This window comes from Micromonospora echinofusca (genome assembly GCF_900091445.1).
Taxonomy (GTDB): Bacteria; Actinomycetota; Actinomycetes; order Mycobacteriales; family Micromonosporaceae; genus Micromonospora; species Micromonospora echinofusca.
Genome location: NZ_LT607733.1, coordinates 2,493,854 through 2,511,664 on the forward strand (window position 1 = coordinate 2,493,854; position 17,811 = coordinate 2,511,664).

Consider the following 17,811-nt stretch of genomic DNA (forward strand, 5'->3'; position numbering starts at 1 on the left):
GCGCCTCGGCGGCATCGTGCTCGCCGTCGCCGTGCTGCACGTCGCCGGCTGGAGCCTCTACCTGTACTGGAACGACCAGCCCGCCGCGGCCGGGGGCCTGGCCGGGGCCGGCACGCTGGCGTACCTGCTCGGGGTGCGGCACGCCTTCGACGCCGACCACATCGCGGCGATCGACGACACCACCCGGCTGATGCTGCTGCGTGGTCGGCGCCCGGTCGGCGTCGGCTTCTTCTTCGCGCTCGGGCACAGCGCGGTGGTGCTGCTGCTGGCCCTGGTCGTCGGCCTCGCCTCGGCGAATCTCGCCGGGCCGGGGCTGGCCGAGGCGCGCGAGGTGGGCGCCACGGTGGCGATCCTCACCGCCACCGTCTTCCTCGCCCTGGTCGCGGCCCTGAACGCGGCGGTGCTGGCCGGCCTGGCCCGGCTCTGGCGGCGGCTGCGCCACGGCGACCTGGACGAGCGGGAGCTGGACCTGCACCTGCTCAACCGGGGGCTGGTGCAGCGGGTCCTCGGCTCCCGGGCCCGGGCGCTGGTGCGCTCCTCGTGGCACATGGCGCCCGTCGGGTTCCTCTTCGGGCTGGGCCTGGAGACCGCCAGCGAGGTGACCCTGCTCGCCCTGTCGGCGAGCACGGCCGCCGCCGGCGGCCTGCCGGTGCTGGCCCTGCTCACCCTGCCGCTGCTCTTCGCCGCCGGGATGTCGGCCATGGACACCGCCGACAGCCTGCTGATGAGCCGCGCCTACTCGTGGGCGTACCGGCAGCCGGCCCGCCGGCTGTACTACAACCTGGCCACCACCGCCGTCACGGTGCTCGTCGGCGCCCTCGTCGCCAGCGTCTACGCCGCCGGCCTGCTGGTCGACCATCTCGGCGTGTCGGTGCTGTCCGGGTACGCGGGCATCGCCGGGCACTTCGAGCAGCTCGGGTACGCCGTCGTGGCCCTGTTCGTGCTCGCCTGGGCCGGGGCCGTGGCGCTGTGGAAGCTGCGCCGCTACGACGAGCGCTACGGCGTGGCCGCGACGGAGGTGCGGCCGTGAGCCGGGTCGTGCACCCCATCGAGCGGGAGTCGTACCGCATCCTGCGCTCCCGGGTCGACCTGGCGCACCTGCCGCCGCTGACCCGGGCCGTCACCGAGCGGGTGGTGCACGCCAGCGCCGACCTCGACTACGTCGCCGACCTGGTCTGCGACGAGGCGGACCTGGCCGGCGGGCTGGCCGCCCTGCGCGCCGGCGCGCCGGTGGTCACCGACGTGGCGATGGTCGCCGCGGGCATCACCGGCCGGGAGACGGTCTGCCCGGTCGCCGAGCCGGCCGCCGCCGAGCTGGCCCGCGCGGCCGGCATCACCCGGTCGGCGGCCGCGGTGCGGATCGCCCTGGAGCGGGTCGGCCCCGGCGCGGTGTGGGTGGTCGGCTGCGCGCCGACCGCACTGGAGGAACTGATCACCCTGGACGCCCGTCCGGCGCTGGTCGTCGGGCTGCCGGTCGGCTTCGTCGGCGCCGCCGAGTCGAAGGCGGCCCTGCGGGCCAGCGGCCTGCCCGGGGTGTCCAACCGGGGCGAGAAGGGTGGCTCGGCGGTCGCCGCCGCCGCCCTCAACGCCCTGCTGTACGTGGAGGAGGAGCAGTGAGCGCTCTGGTCATCGTCGGGCACGGCACGCGCAGCGCGGCCGGGGTCGAGCAGTTCATCGCGTTCGTCGAGCGGGTACGCCGCCGCGCCGCCGGCACCCTCGGCGACGTCGAGGGCGGCTTCATCGAGCTGTCCCGGCCGCCGCTCACCGACGCGGTCGGCGCGCTCGTCGAGCGGGGGCACCGCTCGCTGGTGGCGCTGCCGCTGGTGCTGACCGCCGCCGGGCACGGCAAGGGCGACATCCCCGCCGCGCTGGCCCGCGAGCGGGAGCGCCATCCCGGCCTCAGTTACGTCTACGGCCGGCCGCTGGGCCCGCACCCGCTGCTGCACACCGCGCTGGAGCAGCGCGTCGACGCCGCGCTGGCCGGCGCCGACCGGGCCGGCACCTGGGTGGCGCTGATCGGGCGCGGCTCCACCGACCCGGACGCCAACGCCGAGGTCGCCAAGGTGGCCCGGCTGCTCTGGGAGGGGCGCGGCTACGCCGGCGTCGAGCCGGGCTTCGTCTCGCTGGCCGAGCCGTCGGTGCCGGCGGTGCTGGAGCGGCTGCGCCGGCTCGGCGCGCGGCGGATCGTCGTCGCGCCGTACTTCCTCTTCGCCGGGGTGCTGCCGGACCGGATCGTCGCCCAGTCGGCCGCGTTCGCCGCCGCCCACCCCGACCTGGACGTGCGGGTGGCCGACCTGATCGGCGACTGCGACGCCCTCGCCGACCTGGTCCTCGAACGGCACGCCGAGGCGCGTCGCGGGGACATCCGGATGAACTGCGACACCTGCGCGTACCGGGTGCTGATGCCGGGCTTCGCCGACAAGGTCGGCCGGCCGCAGACCCCGCACGACCACCCCGACGACCCGGTCGGCGGCCACCACCACGACCACCACGCGCACGGACATGGCGGCCACGCGCACGGACATGGCGGTCACGGGCACGGCGGCCACGAGCATCGGCACGGGCCGGGGGAGCACCACGAGCACGGTCCGCGCCCCGGCCAGGTCGCCGTCGTCGGGGGCGGTCCCGGGCCGGACGACCTGATCACCGTACGGGGCCGGGCGCTGCTGGAGGCGGCGGACGTGGTGGTGGTCGACCGGCTCGCCCCGCGCGGGCTGCTCGCCGGGCTGCGCCCGGGTGTCGAGGTGGTCGACGCGGCGAAGGTGCCCCGGGGACCGTCCATGGGGCAGGACGCGATCAACGCCACCCTCGTCGCGCACGCCCGCGCCGGTCGACGGGTGGTCCGGCTCAAGGGCGGCGACCCGTACGTCTTCGGGCGCGGCCACGAGGAGGTGCAGGCCTGCGTGGCGGCCGGGGTGGACGTGACGGTGGTTCCCGGGGTGAGCAGCGCGGTCGCCGCGGCGGCCCTGGCCGGGGTGCCGGTCACCCACCGGGGCGTCGCGCACGACGTCACCGTCGTCTCCGGGCACCTGCCGCCCGGGCACCCCGACTCGCTGGTCGACTGGGCGGCGCTCGGGCGGGCCCGGGGCACCCTGGTCCTGCTGATGGCCGTGGACACCGTCGGCAAGATCGCCGCGGTGCTGGTCGAGCACGGCCGGGCCCCGGACACCCCGGTCCTCGCGGTGCAGGACGCGGGGCATCCCGACCAGCGCGCCGTGACCGCCCGGCTGGACGAGATCGGCGCGGTTGCCGTCCGGGAGCGGATCGCCCCGCCGGCCGTCTTCGTCCTCGGCCCGGTGGTCGACGTACGCCTGCCGGCCGCGCCGCCGGAACCGGACCGCTGACCCCGCCCGGGTCGGCCCGTCACCGGACCGGCGGTGCGGGCGCCGCCGGTCCGGTGGCGGGTGCCGCCGTGGCTGGCGGCTCAGCCGGTGGCGGCCCGGGCCAGGGCGAAGCCGACGGTGGCGGCGGTGAGGCCGGCGGCCACGCTGGCGAGCACGTTGACCAGCGCGAGGAACCGCCGGCCCCGGCGTGCCAGCCGCAGCGTCTCGTACCCGAAGGTGGAGTAGGTGCTCAGCGCGCCGCAGAAGCCGGTGCCCAGCAGCGCGCCGGCGGTCGGACCGACGGGCAGCCCGGCCAGGAGGCCGAGCAGGAGCGATCCGGCCACGTTGACCGTCAGCGTGCCCCACGGGAAGGCGCCGCCGAGTCGGGCCTGCACCGCCCGGTCGGTGAGGTAGCGCAGGGGCGCGCCGACGGCCGCGCCGAGGGCGATCAGCAGGACGGTCACCGCCCGACCCCCGGCCCCGGCCGGCGGCGGGCGGCGTCGAGCAGCCGGCCGGTCACGGCGTCGCCGAGCCAGACGGCGACCAGCGCGCCGAGCAGGGTCGCCGCCAGGTAGCCGAGGGCCACCTGCGGTGCGCCGGCGTCGATGTCGAGCCGGATGTCCACCGCGTACGTGGCGAAGGTGGTGTAGCCGCCGAGCACCCCCACCCCGAGGAACGGGCGCAGCAGCGGTCGGCCGCCACCGGAGCGCTCCAGCGCCGCCATCAGGACGCCGATCAGCAGGCACCCGGTCAGGTTCACGGCGAAGGTCGCCCACGCGAAGCCCGCCGGGCCGTGCGGGACGGCGTGCTGGAGGCCGGCCCTGGCGAGGGCGCCGAGCGCGCCGCCGGCCGCGACGGAGCCGAGCACCGCGCCGGGGCGGGCGGCCAGCTCGCCCCGGTCGGCGGGTACGCGCAGGTCGACGTCGGGGTCGACCCGCGGATCCGGTCCGGTCACCTCGTCCTCCCCACCGGTGCCTCGGGCGGGGACCCGGTGCGCGCCCGTCAGCCTAGTGCGGTGTCCACTAACGTTCACCGGGTTTCCGGTGGGGTGTTGTGGATCCTCGCCGTGCGGGCGAGCGACTCCCCACGGGGTGGTGGGGCGGGCCACCGCGGGCCATCTTGACCTCCGCGCCGCCGGGTGGGCGGCGGGGGTCACGTCGGGACTGGCCGGCTCCGGGGAGGTGCCGGCCGGCTCGACGGTGCGTGACCACCCCGGGCAGCGTAACCGCTGTGGGGGCGGTGGGTCCGCCGCCCGGGGTGCGGGTGGCGATGCTGGCCGCCGCGCGACATCGCGGTGGCCTGAAAACTGGCAGTGCGGGCAGGTCAGGCTCCGCCCGCGTGGCTTCGGTACGCGTTTGCGGCAGATGGGGCAGGTCGACGACGTGCCGCGTTCGTCGACGAGATGAACGGTGATGCCGGCGAGAGCGGCCTTGTCGGTGAGGATCTGCAGGAGTCGGCCGATCTGCCACTGGCGTAGCCGCAGGTGGTGCCGCTGGCCAGCCGGCAGGTTGAGGACGCCGCGGGGGTCGCCGACGTGCAACACCCCGACCCGCTGATCTACGGCCCAGTCGACGACGGTGCGGGCCGCCTCGTGTTGGGCCTGCCGAACCCGCCGCCGATGCCGACCCTCTACCCTACGGGCCCGGGCACGATACTGGCGCCACCGCCGCGACCCCCGCTGACCCGGCTTCGGTGCCCGGCGGGCCACGGCACGATGGCGGGCTTTGGTGTCGGCCAGGTGCATGCGGTGCTCGGCGCGCATCGCCCGCCCCGACACCAACAACGCCTCCCCGCCACAGCCGGCGACGGCGTACGGGTGGATGATCCCCACGTCCACGCCCGCCACCCGGCCGGGATCCGGACCCTCACCCGACGGGTACACCGCGATCGTAACCTCGGCGGTGACGTCGAGGAACAGACGGCCGCCCTCGCACAGCAGCGTGATCGAGCGGACCTGCTCGACCGGATACGGCACCTGACGGGCCAGGCGCACCCACAACGCCGGGGTGCACCTCGCCGTCGGGATACGCACGCGGTGGCCGTCGAGGGTAAACGTGCCGTGATACCAGCGCACCGGCACCAATCCCCGCCTGCGCCTGGGAGAACGCGCTGACAGGTCACCGGCCTTGCGGCGTTTCGCCGCCGCGAACCACGCATCGGAAAACCGCCGCAACACCGACCGCGCGCCGGTCGAGTCCAGCTCGGCGAAGGTGCCCGACCCGGAAGACGCCAACTCGCGACACAACTCCTGGTAGCCCGTCAGCGGCGCGTCCTGGCGGCAGCGCCGCCACGCGTTGACCTCCAGCACGCACGCCCATACATCACCGGCCGAACGCAGCAGCCCGAAACACCGCCGCCGCTGCGCGGGCGTTACCCGCAGCGCGACACGAGCGGTGCGATACACCACCGCAGGCGCAGCAGGATCCCGACGACGAGGCACAAACCGAAGCCAACACCACCGGTACGACAATTTCCCCGCCGCCGAACCCGGCAAAGGTTCGTGGACACCGCACTAGCGCCCGGCGCGGCCCCCGCCGGGCGCGTCCCGTGGCACCGCGAGGGCTACCAGGGTCACCTGGTTGTGGGGAGGCGGCGCAGGCTGGCGTACGGTACGGGGTCGGCGGTCGCGGGGACCGCCTGTGGACGGGGGTGCGGCGGGCCGATGGGCGGATCGTCGAGCGGCGGCGGGACGGCTGAGGTGGCCGGGCGCAACGCCGCGTACGACATGTTCGCCGCCGACGTCGCCTCCCGCGGTCTCGGCATCGAGTTGGTGGACGCCGCCGACGGCGCGGCAATGGCCCGGATGCGGGTGACCGGCGCGATGGTCAACGGCCACGCCATCGCCCACGGCGGCTTCGTGTTCCTGCTCGCCGACACCGCCTTCGCGCTCGCCTGCAACAGCCACGGCCCGGCCACCGTCGCCGCCGGTGGCGAGATCACCTTCGTGCGTCCCGCCCGCGAGGGTGACCTGCTCACGGCCCACGCCACCGAGCGCACCCGGTACGGCCGCAGCGGCATCTACGACGTCACCGTCACCCGCGACGACGGCGAGGTGGTGGCCGAGTTCCGGGGCCGCAGCCGCACCCTGCCCCCGACCGCGCGCTGAACCCTCGCCGCCGACCGGGCCGCAGCGCGTGCCCCCACGACGGGCCGCGCCGCCGCTAGCATCGGCGCCGTGCGAGTACTGGTGGTGTCCGCGCCGTTGATCGGGCACGTCGCCCCGCTGCTGCCGCTGGCCGCCGCGCTGCGCGACGCCGGGCACGAGGTGCTCGTCGCCACCGCCGCCGACGGCCTGCGGGCGGTGCGGCCCGGGCTGGCGTCGCGCGACGTCGCGCCGGGGTTCGACTTCGGCCGGATCGCCCGCCGCGTGCTGCTGCGCCACCCGCTGATCGCCCGGGCCGAGCTGGCCGGCACCGCCGGCACCCGGGGCGCCGGGCTGCTCTTCGGCGCGGTCAACGACCAGCTCGCCGACGCGGTGGTCGCCCTCGCCGGGCAGTGGCGGCCCGATCTGGTGATCCACGAACCGTTCGCGGTGGCGGGGGCCCTCGCCGCCGCGACGCTCGACGTGCCCGCCGTACGCCAGGAGAACGCCCTCTTCGACGGCCGCGAGCTGGCCCGTGCCACCCTTGCGCGGCTGGGCCCGGCCCTGCGCCGGCACGGCCTCGCCGAACTGCCGCCCCCGGCCGCCGCGATCGCCGTCGCCCCGCCCAGCGTGCTGCGTCAGCACGGCTGGCCGATGCGCTACGCCACCGAAGCGGGCGGCGAGCTGCCCGACTGGCTGCGCGAGCCGGGCGAGCGGCCACGCGTGCTGGTCAGCCGCAGCACCCTCGCCGGCCCCGGCAGCGCCGGGCCGCTGCCCGCCGTCGTCGCCGTCGCCGACCGGGTCGACGCCGAGTTCGTGCTGGTCCGCCCGGACGCGCGGCTGGCCCGCCGCAGACTGCCCGGCAACGTGCGTACGGTCGACTGGATCCCGATCCCCGCGGCCCTGCCGGCCAGCGCGGCGCTGGTGCACCACGGCGGCGCGGGCAGCGTCCTCAGCGCGCTGATCGCCGGGGTGCCGCAGCTGGCCACCGTCGGGGCGGGCGACCGGCGGCACAACGCCGAGCTGGTGGCCGCGCGCGGGGCCGGCATCGCGGCCCGGGCCCGCGACATCACGGCCGACACCCTGGCCCGGCTCGTCACCGACAGCGGACTGCGCGACGCGGCGCGGCAGGTCGGCGCCGAGATCGCCGCCATGCCGGGGTCCGACGAGCTGGTGCGGCGCCTGGAGTCGCTGCGCTGACCCGGCGCCACCGTCACGCCGCCACCCCCGTCACCCCGCCACCCCGGCGGGCCGGGCGTCAGCGGAGGCGGGCCAGGTCCTCGGGGGTGAGCCGGATCGCCCCGGCCGCCACGTTCTGCGCCAGGTGCGCGGGGTCGCCGGTGCCGGGGATGGCCAGCACGTGCGGCCCCTGGTGCAGCGTCCAGGCCAGGCGGATCTGCTGCGGGGTCGCGCCGTGTGCGCGCGCCACCGCCCGGACGGCCTCGTCGTGGTCGTCGCCGGTGCCCGCCTCCCGCCTGGCGCCCGCGATCGCGAAGAACGGCACGAAGGCGACGCCCCGCTCGCCGCAGACCCGCAGCAGCTCGTCGGCCCACCGGTTCACGTCGAGGGCGTACGCGTTCTGCACGCACACCACCGGCGCGATGTCGCGTGCCTCGTCCAGGTGGTCAACCCGCACGTTGGACAGTCCGAGATGGCGGATCAGGCCGGCGTCGCGCAGCTCGGCGAGGGCGGCGAAGCGCGCCGCCACCGAGTCCCGCCCGGGCTTGCGGACGATCCGCAGGTTCACCACGTCCAGGTGGTCCCGGCCGAGCCGGCGCAGGTTCTCCTCCACCTCCCGGCGCAGCTCCGACGGGGTCAGTTCGCGGTGCCGGCTCGCCTCGTCGAAGGACGGCCCGACCTTGGTGGTGATGACCAGGTCGTCCGGGTACGGCGCGAGGGCCTCGCGGATCAGTTCGGTGGCGTAGCGGGGCGAGCCGGTCCCGACGCCGAGCGGTCCGCCCGGCGAGACGTAGAAGGCGGCGGTGTCGATGTGGTTGACGCCCAGCTCGACGGCCCGGCGTAGGACGCGTACGGCGCGCGCCCGGTCCGGGTGGACGGTGAGCCGCATGGAACCGAACCCCATCCGGCGCACGGGCCGGTCCCCGAGCGTCCAGGTGCCGGCGGCGGAGGCAGTTACTTCTTCGACAGGCATCGGGCGAACCTAGCCAGCCGGCGCACCCCGCGCACTCGGTCGCGCGCCCGATACCGCCCGGTTCCGGCACCTGTTAGCTTGGATCGTCAGGGAGCTGCGCCCGTCCGGCGCGTGCCCGCTCACGCCGCGATCGGCGTACCGCGCGGCAGGATCCAGCTACGCCGTCGCCAGCGACCCTGTCGCCGCGCCGAGCCGCCCGGCCGCACGGCGGCCGCGACACCCCGACCAACCGCCGCACCGCCCGGCGGGGCCGCCCGACCCGGGACGACGACCCGGTCGGGGTCGGACGACAGGCTGCGACCCCGGATCGGGGTCCATCCGCGCAGCCGCACCACCCGCTCCGCCCCGCCGCGCTGCCCGGGGGCGGCGGCCACCACCGGCGCGGGCGCGGGACACCCCGCCGGACCGGGCGGCCGGCCGGTGGGGTCGGCGACGACTGCGGGCACCGGCGGTGCGCCCACCTCCGCCGACCGTCCGGCCCGGCGGGCGAACGCGGCCCGCGCCGCCCTCGGCAGCCGGGCGTACGCGACCTCGCGGACCACCGCGTCGGCGACGGCGTACCGGCCGTCCGGGCGGGTGACCAGCAGACCCGCCGAGACCAGGGCGCGCAGCACCGGGGCGGCCCGCCCGGGCGCCCAGTCGAGCAGGCGCGCCACCGTCGCGGCGGTGAGCCCCGCGCCGACCGTCGCGGCGGCCATCAGCACGGCCCGGCGCGCCCCGTCGAGGCGGTCCAGCCGGGCGTCGACCTCCCGGCGTACCGCCTCCGGCACGGACTGCGCCGCGCCCAGCGACGCGACGTACGCGGCGGCCCGCCCCGGATTGCCGCCGACCAGCGGCAGCAGCCGGGCCACCGCCGTCGTCGGCCGCCCGGCCCGCTGGAGCAGGTGGCGCAGCAGCCGTCCGGTCTCCACCGGGCGCAACGGCGGCACCGGCAAACGATGCCACCGGTCCCGGGGCCCGGGCAGGACGTCCACCCACTCCGGACGGTGCAGCGTCACCACCGCCAGCGGCAGCGACCGCGCGCTGGCCGCCGCGAAGAGCCGGCGCAGGAAGTGGCTCAGCGCCACCGCGGCCCGGTCGAGGTCGTCCACCGCCACCAGCACCGGCTGCCGGGCGGCGAGCTCCAGGAGCACCTCCCGGGCCACCTCGGCGCCCCGGACCGCCGCGCGGGACTCGTCCGGCGCGGCCAGCAGCGCCTCCAGCGCGGACACCGCCCCGGCCAGGCCGGCGGGCGGCACCAGGTCGGTGAGGGCGGCGGTGAGCCGGCGCCGTACCGCCGCCGGCGCGTCGTCGTCGCGCAGGCCGGCGAGACCGCGCACCAGGTCCGCGACGGGCGCCAGGGGCTGCGGGTACGGGGGGCAGTGCGCGACGCACCAGCGCACCGGCGCCCCGTCCACGGTCGGTACCGCCCGGGTCAGCTCGTGCAGCAGCCGGCTGCGTCCGCTGCCCGCCGGACCGGCCAGCGACAGCCAGCGCGGGCTGCGGTCCCGCACGGCCCGCACGATCAGGTCCCGGGCGGCGGCCAGCTCGCGCCGCCGCCCGACCAGGGGGCCCTCGTGCCGGGCCGGGGCCGGCCGGATCGCGCCGGTGGCGTGCCACACGTCGACCGGCAGCGCCTTGCCGGCCAGGGCCACCGGCGGCACCCGGCGCTGCGCGACGAGGCCCACGGTGGCGCGGTGGGTGGCCGCGCAGAGCGCCACCCCGCCCGGCGGGGCGTACTCCTGCAACCGGGCGGCGGTGGTGATCACCGCGCCGCTGGCCACGCCGTGCCAGCCGTCGCGCGCGGCGGCGAGGTCCACCAGCGCCTCGCCGGTGGCCACCCCGGCCCGGACCCGCAGGCGCGGCGCCCCGGGCGGCGGCCGCCGGTCGAGGGCGCCCTGGATCTCCAGCGCCGCCCGCACCGCCCGGTACGCGTCGAAGCCGTCGGAGCGGCGGGCCCCGAACAGGGCCAGCACCGCGTCGCCGACGTACTTCTCGACCACCCCCTGCCAGCGGCGCAGCACCCCGCCGACCGTGTGGAAGTACGCCCGTTGCAGGGCCCGCACGTCCTCCGGGTCGAGCCGGTCGACGAGCGTGGTCGACCCGACGATGTCGACGAACAGCACGGTGACCAGGCGTCTCTCCTCCGGCACCGGCCAGCCTGCCGAGGTGACCCGCTGCGGACCAGCGACGATGGTGGGAATGGGCATCGCACCCGCCTTTCCCCGCGGTGGCTGACGACGCCTCGGACACTGTCACCGATCGGCCGGCGGGGGATCTGCCGAACGACGTATGTCGACCGTGCGCAACCTTCGGTCGTAAAGTCGACGCGAGGAGTACCACAGGCGCGAAAGACCCGTAGAACAGTGCGGGGACCTGTGACTAGGCTGCGTGCCATGGCCAGCGACGTGGACACGGCACCACTCGTCGGCCGGGCCGACCTCGTGACGACGGTACGGTCCGTGCTGCTCGACGACGTCACGCAGGGGCACACCGCCGCCGTGTTCCTCACCGGTGAGAGCGGCGTCGGCAAGACCCGCCTGCTGCGCGAGGTGGCCGGCCGGTTGCGCGACGCCGGGGCCCTCGTGCTCACCGGCTCCTGTCTGGACATCGGCGACGCGTCGCCCCTGCACCCGCTGCTCCAGGCGTTGCGCCGCCTCGACGCCGAGCTGACCGGCGCCCACGCCAAGACCTCCTCGGCGGTCCGTGGGCTCCTGCGGATGTTCACCGAGGAGACCGCCGGCCCGGACGGTGCCGGGGCGCTGCTGGAGCGGGTCTCCCAGGGGCTGCACCTGATCGCCGAGGGCCGCCCGCTGGTGCTGGTCCTGGACGACCTCCAGTGGGTCGACCGCAGCACCCGGCAACTGCTGCTCTACCTGCTGGCCGGGCTGGGCGACCTCCAGCTGTCCGTGCTCGCGGCGGTGCGGGCCGAGTCGTTGCAGGGCGCGCACCCGCTGCGCCGGGTGCTCACCGAGCTGCGCCGGCTGCGTACGGTGCGGGTGCTCGACCTGGCCCCGCTGGACCGGGCCGGCACCGACCAGCTCGCCGCCGCCGTGGTCGGCCGGCCGCTCGCCGGTGAGGCGGCGGAGCTGGTGTGGCAGCGCAGCGGCGGCAACCCGTTCGTGGTGGAGGAGCTGGCCCGCGACCTGCGCGACGGCCGGCACGGGCTCTCCGACACGCTGCGCGAGGTCTTCCTGGCCCGGGTGGACGCGCTGCCGAAGCACGCGCACGCCGTGGTGCACGCGGTGGCGGCCGGCGGCGTCGAGCCGGTGCAGCACTGGCTGCTCGCCCGGGTGGTGCGGCTGCCCGAGGACGAGGTGATCGAGGCGGTCCGCGCGGCCGTCGCGCACCGGCTGCTGGTGAGCGCGGACGACGGCTACCGGCTGCGGCACCGGCTGGTCGCCGAGGTGCTGGAGCACGAGCTGCTGCCGGCCGAGCGCGCCGCCCTGCACCGCCGCTACGCCGAGGCGCTCACCGCTGCCCCGGCCGAGCTGCACCAGGCGCGCCTGGCGCACCACTGGCGGCTGGCCGGCGAGCCGGCGCGGGCGCTGCCGGCGGCGATGGCCGCCGCCCGGGAGGCCGAGCGGCTGCACGGCTGGGCCGAGGCGCACCGGCACTGGTCGGTCGCTTTGCAGCTGGCCGCCGCGCCGGGCGTCGCGGCGCCGGACGTGGACCGGGTCACCCTGCTGCGGCACGCCGCCGAGGCCGCCCACCACTGCGGCGAGCACGCCCGGGCGTTGACCCTGCTGGAGGAGCTGGCCGCCGCGGAGGCCGACCAGTCGGCGTGCGCGCTGCACATCCGCCGGGCCCGCTACCTGGCCGCCGCCGGTCGGTCGGCCCCGGCGGAGGCCGAGTACCAGCGGGCCCTGGAGGCCGCCGACTGCACCTCCCGGGAACGGGCCACCGCCGCGGCACACCTGGCCGAGCTGCTGCTGCACCTCGGCCGCTACGCCGACGCGGGCCGGCGGGCGCGCGAGGCGCTGGAGCTGGCCGCCGAGGTGCCGGGCTCCACGTCGGAGGTGGTGCTGGCCAGCGCCGCGCTCGGCTTCTCGGAGGCCTACCTGGAGGACCCGCACGCCGGGCTGGCGGTGATGCGTCGCGCGTTGGAGACCGCCGAGCGCGCCGGCCGCCCGGAGGACGTGGCCTGCGCGTACCTGCACCTGGCGGAGCTGCTGACCGGCCCGCTGAACGTGCTGGAGGAGGGCGTCGTCGTCGCCCGCCGGGGCGCCGAGCGGGTGGCCGAGCTCGGCCTGGGCCGCACGTACGAGACCCGGCTGCTGGCCATCGCCACCAACGGGCTGTTCCGGGTCGGGCAGTGGGCCGAGGCGGAGAAGGTCGTCGCGGCGGCGTTGCGGCACCGTCCCTCCGGCGCCGACGCGGTGGAGCTGCTGCTGGCGCGCTGCCGGCTGTCGGTGGGCTACGGCGACATCGAGGCGGCCGACCGCGACCTGGACGCGGTCGCCACGGTGCTCGCCGGCGGCGGGGCGCGGCACGTGATCCCGCTGCTCACCCTGCGGGCGGGGCTGGCCATGTGGCAGGGCCGGCACGACCTGGCCCGGCAGGCGGTGCAGCGCGGCCTGACCGAGAGCCGCTCCGACGACGTGGGCATCCTCGCCGCGCTGGTGTGGCACGGGCTGCGCGCCGAGGCCGAGGCGCACGCCAGTCGCGCCGTGCCCGTCGACCCGACGGCGCTGCGTCGGCTGCGGGAGGTGGCCGACCGGGTGGCCCGCAAGAGCGAGCACGCCGCCCGGCCGGTGCGTGACGTGGTGGACGGCTTCCTGGCGCTGTGCGCCGCCGAGGTGAGCCGCCTGGACAGCAGCGACCCGGAGCTGTGGGCCCGGTCGGTGGCGCAGTGGGACCGCCGGCACCACCCCTACCCGGCGGCGTACTCGCGGCTGCGGCAGGCCGAGGCGCTGCTGGCCCGGCGCAAGCGCAGCGCCACGGCGGCGAAGCTGCTGCGGCAGGCGTACGAGGTGGCGCAGGGGCTCGGCGCGGTGCCGCTGACCTCGGAGATCCGTACGCTCGCCGGGCGGGCGCGGGTGTCGCTGGAGGACCGCCCGGCCACGGGCGGCCCGGCCGCCGGCGCGGACGGCGACGAGCTGGCGGCGCTGACCGCCCGGGAGCGGGAGGTCCTCGCCGCCGTCGCCGAGGGGCTGACCAACCGGGAGATCGGCCAGCGGCTGTTCATCAGCGAACGCACCATCGGCGTGCACGTCTCGCACATCTTCGACAAGCTGCACGTCCGCACCCGGGTGCAGGCCAGCGCGATCTTCCTACGCAACCGGCGCGGCTGACGCGCGGCGGGGATACGTCGTTCTACTGATCCGGCCGGCTGCCGCCGGCTGGCAGGCTGTGCTGCGTCGCCGACGGCACGGGGCTGTCGGGGACCACTGTGGAGGAGAGATGACGGAACCGGTGTGGGGGCCCGTGCATCGGGACATCGTCGACCTGCTCGCCGATCATCCCGCCGACGTGCCGGCGGTCGTCGACCATCTCACCAAGCTCCAGGACCTGCTGGTCCGGCTGCCTCCGCTGGAGGCGAGCTGCCCGCTGGCCGACTTCAACCGGCTGTACCTGACGATCACCGAGAGCGTGCTGAACGGCCTCTACGACGACCGCTTCGCCGACCCGGTGTTCCTGTCCCGGCTGGACGTGGAGTTCGCCGCCCGCTACTTCGACGCCATGCGGCTGTGGACCGACTCGAGCCCGGGCACGCCGAAGGCGTGGGCCTGCCTGTTCCAGCGGATGCGTGGGCCGGACGCCCGCCCGCTGCCGTCGGCGGCCGCCGGCGTGAACGCGCACATCAACTTCGATCTGCCGTTCGCGCTGGTGACCACGTTCGACAGCCTGGAGTCGGAGCCGGTGGACGGCACCGACCAGCACCGCGACTACCTGAGGATCAACGACATCTTCGCGGACAAGATCCCCGGTCTGCGGCGCGGCTACCTGGAGCGGTGGCAGCTGCTCATCGACATGCTCAACGGCGACATCGACGACTGGTACCAGGGGGAACTGGTCGAGTACACCCGCGACGTCGCCTGGCGTAACGCGCAGAAGATCTGGCGGTGCCGGCACGATCCGGCCGCCCACGAGTGCGAGCGCGCGCGGTTGGACGAGACCGCCGCGGCGCTCGGCCGGCTGCTGCTCTCGCCCCTCGGGGCGTTCCTGCAGTAGCCGGGACGGGGGGTCCCCGCGCTTCGCATCCGGCAAACGGCGGAGCGCGGGGACGCGTCCCCCGCCTGACCAGGGCTCGCCCGTCGGGGGGCGCCGGGCCCGTGGTCAGGCGGTCCGACCGGCCGGGGGTACGCCGGGTCGGGGCGCGGGGTTCGCGGGTCGGCCGGCCCGGGGGGTGTCGGCCGGCCCGCACGGGGTACGCCCGCGCCATGAGTGATCCGGCCCGGCGGCCCGCCGCCCGACCCCGCCCCCGGCCCGCCGCCCCGTCCCGCCCCGCCCGCCCGGGCGAGGCCCGCCCTGCCGGCCGGGGCGGGACGCGGTGACCGGCGGGGGACCGGGCGCCGGCGGGGGCGGTCCCGCGATGACCGGCGGCGCCCGCCGGTTCGGGTTCCGCTTCGACCCGGTGTTCCGGCCGGCGCTCGCCCTGCTCGGCGTGCGGCCGGCGACGGCCTGGGTCGACGTCGACGCGGCCGAGCTGGTGATCCGGTTCGGCCCGTGGCGGCTGCGTACCGCCCGGCGCAACGTCGTCGGGGTCGCGCCCACCGGGCCGTACCGCTGGTGGCGGGGGATCGGCACGCGCCTGTCGCTGGCCGACGCCGGCGTCACCTTCGCCAGCAGCACCGCCGCCGGGCTCTGCCTCCGCTTCGCCGAGCCGGTGCCGGCCCTGCTGCCCGGCGGGTGGCTGCGGCACCCCGGGGCGACGGTGACCGTCGCCGACCCCGACGCCCTGGCCCGTGCCCTGGCCGCGCCCGACGGCGACTGAGTCCTCCCGGCTTCACCGTTCCGGCGGGCGGCCGGCCGGCGACCGCCTACGGTCGGGTCAGGACCGCCGAGGGTGGGGACGGGACATGCGTGACGAGCACGGGCCGAGGTCGCGGCGCACGCGTGGTCGCCGTCCGCCGCCCGCCGGCCCGCCCCGCGACCTGCGCGCGGCCCGGGACCCGACCCGTCCCGACGGCCGCGCCCGGCGCCCGGTCGCCGTCCCGGAGGCGCAGGCCAGCCCCACCCGGCCCGCCGCACCGCTGAGCCCGCTGCGCCGTTGGCTGTTCGCCCACCGGGTGCAGCCGGTCGGCCCCGAGGCGGCGGAGGGGCAGGCCCGCTCGCACCCGTGGTGGCAGGTCATGTGCCTGACCGGGGTGGACTACTTCTCCACCCTGTCGTACCTGCCCGGGATCGCGGCGGTGGCCGCCGGGGCGCTCTCCCCGCTGGCGACCCTGCTCATCGTCGCGCTGACGCTGTTCGGCATGCTGCCCATGTACCGCAGGGTGGCCCGGGAGAGCCCGCACGGGCAGGGCTCGGTGGCGATGCTGGAGCGGCTGCTGCCGTTCTGGCGCGGCAAGATCTTCGTGCTGGTCCTGCTCGGGTTCGTGGCGACCTCCTGGATCATCACGATCACCCTCTCCTCGGCCGACGCCACCGTGCACCTGCTGGAGAACCCGTACGTGCCCGAGGGCGTCGGCGGCACCGGCGTGGCCGTCGGGGTCACCGTCGTGCTGCTGCTCGTCCTCGGCGGGGTCTTCCTGCTCGGCTTCCGGGAGGCGGTCGCGGTGGCCGTCCCGCTGGTCGTGGTCTTCCTGGCCCTGAACGCGCTGATCGTGGCCGACGGGCTGGCCGGGATCGCGGCGAACCCGGTGACGCTGTCGGACTGGACCGCCGCGCTGACCGCCGGTGCCGGCCCCGGCGAGGTGGCGCTGACCGCCGTGCTGGCGTTCCCGCTGCTGGTGCTGGGGCTCTCCGGCTTCGAGACGGGGGTGAGCATGATGCCGCTGGTCGCCGGTGCGGGGGCCGACCGGGAGGCACGGCTGGCGGCGCGGATCCGCAACACCCGCCGGCTGCTCACCGCCGCCGCGCTGATCATGTCGGTGTACCTGGTCTCGACCACCCTCGTCACCACGGTGCTCATCCCCGCCCGGGAGTTCGAGCCGGGCGGGGCCGCGAACGGCCGGGCGCTGGCGTACCTCGCCCACGAGCGCCTGGGGGAGGGCTTCGGCACCGTCTACGACGTCAGCAGCGCGCTGATCCTCTGGTTCGCCGGCGCCTCCGCGATGGCCGGTCTGATCAACATCGTGCCCCGCTACCTGCCCACCTACGGCATGGCGCCGGAGTGGGCCCGGGCCGTGCGGCCGGTCGTGATCGTCTACACGCTGGTCAGCGTCGCGATCACGGTGGTGTTCCGGGCCGACGTCAACGACCAGGCGGGCGCGTACGCCACCGGCATCCTCGCCATGATGGTCTCCGCCGCGGTGGCGGTCACGATCTCGGCGGCCCGCCGCCGGGAGCGCGTCGCGGCCGGCGGCTTCGCCGTGCTCACCGTGGTCCTGCTGTACGCCCTCGTCGAGAACGTCGTCGCGAAGCCCGACGGCATCGCCATCTCCGCGCTGTTCATCCTCGGCATCGTGGTCGTCTCGCTGGTCTCGCGGGTGACCCGCACCACCGAGCTGCGTACGGACCGGATCGAGTTCGACGGGCCGGCCCGCCGGTTCATCGCCGAGTCGCTGGCGCACGACGGCCGGCTGCACCTCATCGCCCACAAGCGGGCCGGTGGCGCGGTCAAGGAGTACACGGTCAAGGAGCGGGCGCAGCGGGGGATGAACCCGGTGCCCGGCGAGGGCGACATCCTCTTCCTGGAGATCGACGTGGTCGACCCGTCGGAGTTCAGCCAGGTGCTGCGGGTGCGCGGCGTCCAGGTGGGCGGCTTCCGGGTGCTGCGGGCCGCCAGCCCGGCCGTTCCCAACGCCATCGCGGCGATCCTGCTGGCGCTGCGTGACGCCACCGGCGTACGCCCGCACGCCCACTTCGAGTGGTCGGAGGGCAACCCGCTGGCGCACCTGTTGCGCTACCTCATCCTCGGCCGGGGCGACACCCCGCCCGTGGTGCGGGAGATCATCCGCAAGTCCGAGCCGGACCCGACCCGCCGGCCCGGCATCCACGTCGGCGGCTGACGGGCGCCCGCTGCGGCGCCTGGCAGGCCCGCGCCCATTCGTACCCGTGAAGGTGAATGGTACGTTTATTCATGTTCGGGGGACTTGCCCGTTTCTCGTCCGTATCGTGGCCTTCGGCGGCTGTCGCGACGTCAGCCGTCCCGCGTCCGGTTCGACGCG

General features: G+C 76.6%; 13 protein-coding genes and 1 pseudogene. 9 read left to right on the top strand and 5 right to left on the bottom strand.

Annotation, left to right across the window (positions count from 1 at the left end):
* The first annotated feature begins 31 nt into the window (after window positions 1-31).
* Genes GA0070610_RS11040 through cobA form a run of 3 tightly spaced genes read left to right on the top strand, consistent with a single transcriptional unit; the run spans window position 32 to window position 3,344 of the window.
* Window positions 32-1,030, top strand: coding sequence for a HoxN/HupN/NixA family nickel/cobalt transporter (locus GA0070610_RS11040; RefSeq protein ID WP_449288797.1), 999 nt, complete (start codon window positions 32-34; stop codon window positions 1,028-1,030).
* Window positions 1,027-1,617, top strand: a complete 591-nt coding sequence (locus GA0070610_RS11045) for a precorrin-8X methylmutase (RefSeq protein WP_088999940.1) — start codon at window positions 1,027-1,029, stop codon at window positions 1,615-1,617. The genes GA0070610_RS11040 and GA0070610_RS11045 overlap by 4 nt, the downstream gene beginning before the upstream one ends.
* Entirely contained in the window at window positions 1,614-3,344 is a 1,731-nt protein-coding gene (cobA, locus tag GA0070610_RS11050; protein ID WP_088999941.1) for a uroporphyrinogen-III C-methyltransferase, read from the top strand. The genes GA0070610_RS11045 and cobA overlap by 4 nt, the downstream gene beginning before the upstream one ends.
* Window positions 3,345-3,424: 80 nt before the next feature.
* Here cobA and crcB read toward each other — a convergent pair whose 3' ends face one another.
* The 3 genes and pseudogenes from crcB to GA0070610_RS31930 form a co-directional block, all read right to left on the bottom strand.
* Window positions 3,425-3,787: a fluoride efflux transporter CrcB gene (gene crcB / locus GA0070610_RS11055; RefSeq protein ID WP_088999942.1), complete on the bottom strand. Its 363-nt coding sequence runs from the start codon at window positions 3,785-3,787 to the stop codon at window positions 3,425-3,427.
* Window positions 3,784-4,278, bottom strand: a complete 495-nt coding sequence (locus GA0070610_RS31375) for a fluoride efflux transporter FluC (protein WP_231926062.1) — start codon at window positions 4,276-4,278, stop codon at window positions 3,784-3,786. The genes crcB and GA0070610_RS31375 overlap by 4 nt, the downstream gene beginning before the upstream one ends.
* Before the next feature lie 342 nt (window positions 4,279-4,620).
* Window positions 4,621-5,763, bottom strand: a pseudogene (locus tag GA0070610_RS31930) (RNA-guided endonuclease InsQ/TnpB family protein); the annotation flags it as partial.
* Window positions 5,764-5,985: 222 nt separating this feature from the next.
* Between GA0070610_RS31930 and paaI the strand changes: the two are divergent.
* Together paaI and GA0070610_RS11070 are read left to right on the top strand one after the other, a co-directional pair.
* Entirely contained in the window at window positions 5,986-6,429 is a 444-nt protein-coding gene (gene paaI, locus GA0070610_RS11065) for a hydroxyphenylacetyl-CoA thioesterase PaaI (protein WP_088999944.1), read from the top strand.
* A gap of 69 nt (window positions 6,430-6,498) precedes the next feature.
* Window positions 6,499-7,605 (top strand): nucleotide disphospho-sugar-binding domain-containing protein, encoded by a 1,107-nt coding sequence (locus tag GA0070610_RS11070; RefSeq protein WP_088999945.1) that lies wholly within the window; start codon window positions 6,499-6,501, stop codon window positions 7,603-7,605.
* A 58-nt stretch (window positions 7,606-7,663) separates the two neighbouring features.
* Here GA0070610_RS11070 and GA0070610_RS11075 read toward each other — a convergent pair whose 3' ends face one another.
* Together GA0070610_RS11075 and GA0070610_RS11080 are read right to left on the bottom strand one after the other, a co-directional pair.
* Window positions 7,664-8,557, bottom strand: coding sequence for an aldo/keto reductase (locus GA0070610_RS11075; RefSeq protein ID WP_088999946.1), 894 nt, complete (start codon window positions 8,555-8,557; stop codon window positions 7,664-7,666).
* 119 nt (window positions 8,558-8,676) lie between these two features.
* Complete coding sequence (locus GA0070610_RS11080; protein WP_088999947.1) at window positions 8,677-10,746, bottom strand: adenylate/guanylate cyclase domain-containing protein; 2,070 nt, start codon at window positions 10,744-10,746, stop codon at window positions 8,677-8,679.
* A gap of 186 nt (window positions 10,747-10,932) precedes the next feature.
* Here GA0070610_RS11080 and GA0070610_RS11085 point away from each other — a divergent pair, with 186 nt between their 5' ends.
* The 4 genes from GA0070610_RS11085 to GA0070610_RS11100 all read left to right on the top strand — a co-directional run bounded on the left by GA0070610_RS11085 (window position 10,933) and on the right by GA0070610_RS11100 (window position 17,652).
* Entirely contained in the window at window positions 10,933-13,830 is a 2,898-nt protein-coding gene (locus GA0070610_RS11085) for a helix-turn-helix transcriptional regulator (protein WP_088999948.1), read from the top strand.
* A gap of 109 nt (window positions 13,831-13,939) precedes the next feature.
* Window positions 13,940-14,710, top strand: coding sequence for a DUF5995 family protein (locus GA0070610_RS11090; protein ID WP_088999949.1), 771 nt, complete (start codon window positions 13,940-13,942; stop codon window positions 14,708-14,710).
* Between the two features lie 361 nt (window positions 14,711-15,071).
* Window positions 15,072-15,473 (top strand): hypothetical protein, encoded by a 402-nt coding sequence (locus GA0070610_RS11095; protein ID WP_088999950.1) that lies wholly within the window; start codon window positions 15,072-15,074, stop codon window positions 15,471-15,473.
* Between the two features lie 85 nt (window positions 15,474-15,558).
* The gene (locus GA0070610_RS11100) at window positions 15,559-17,652 is read left to right on the top strand and encodes an APC family permease (RefSeq protein ID WP_088999951.1); all 2,094 of its coding nucleotides are present in this window, start codon (window positions 15,559-15,561) and stop codon (window positions 17,650-17,652) included.
* Window positions 17,653-17,811: the final 159 nt, after the last annotated feature.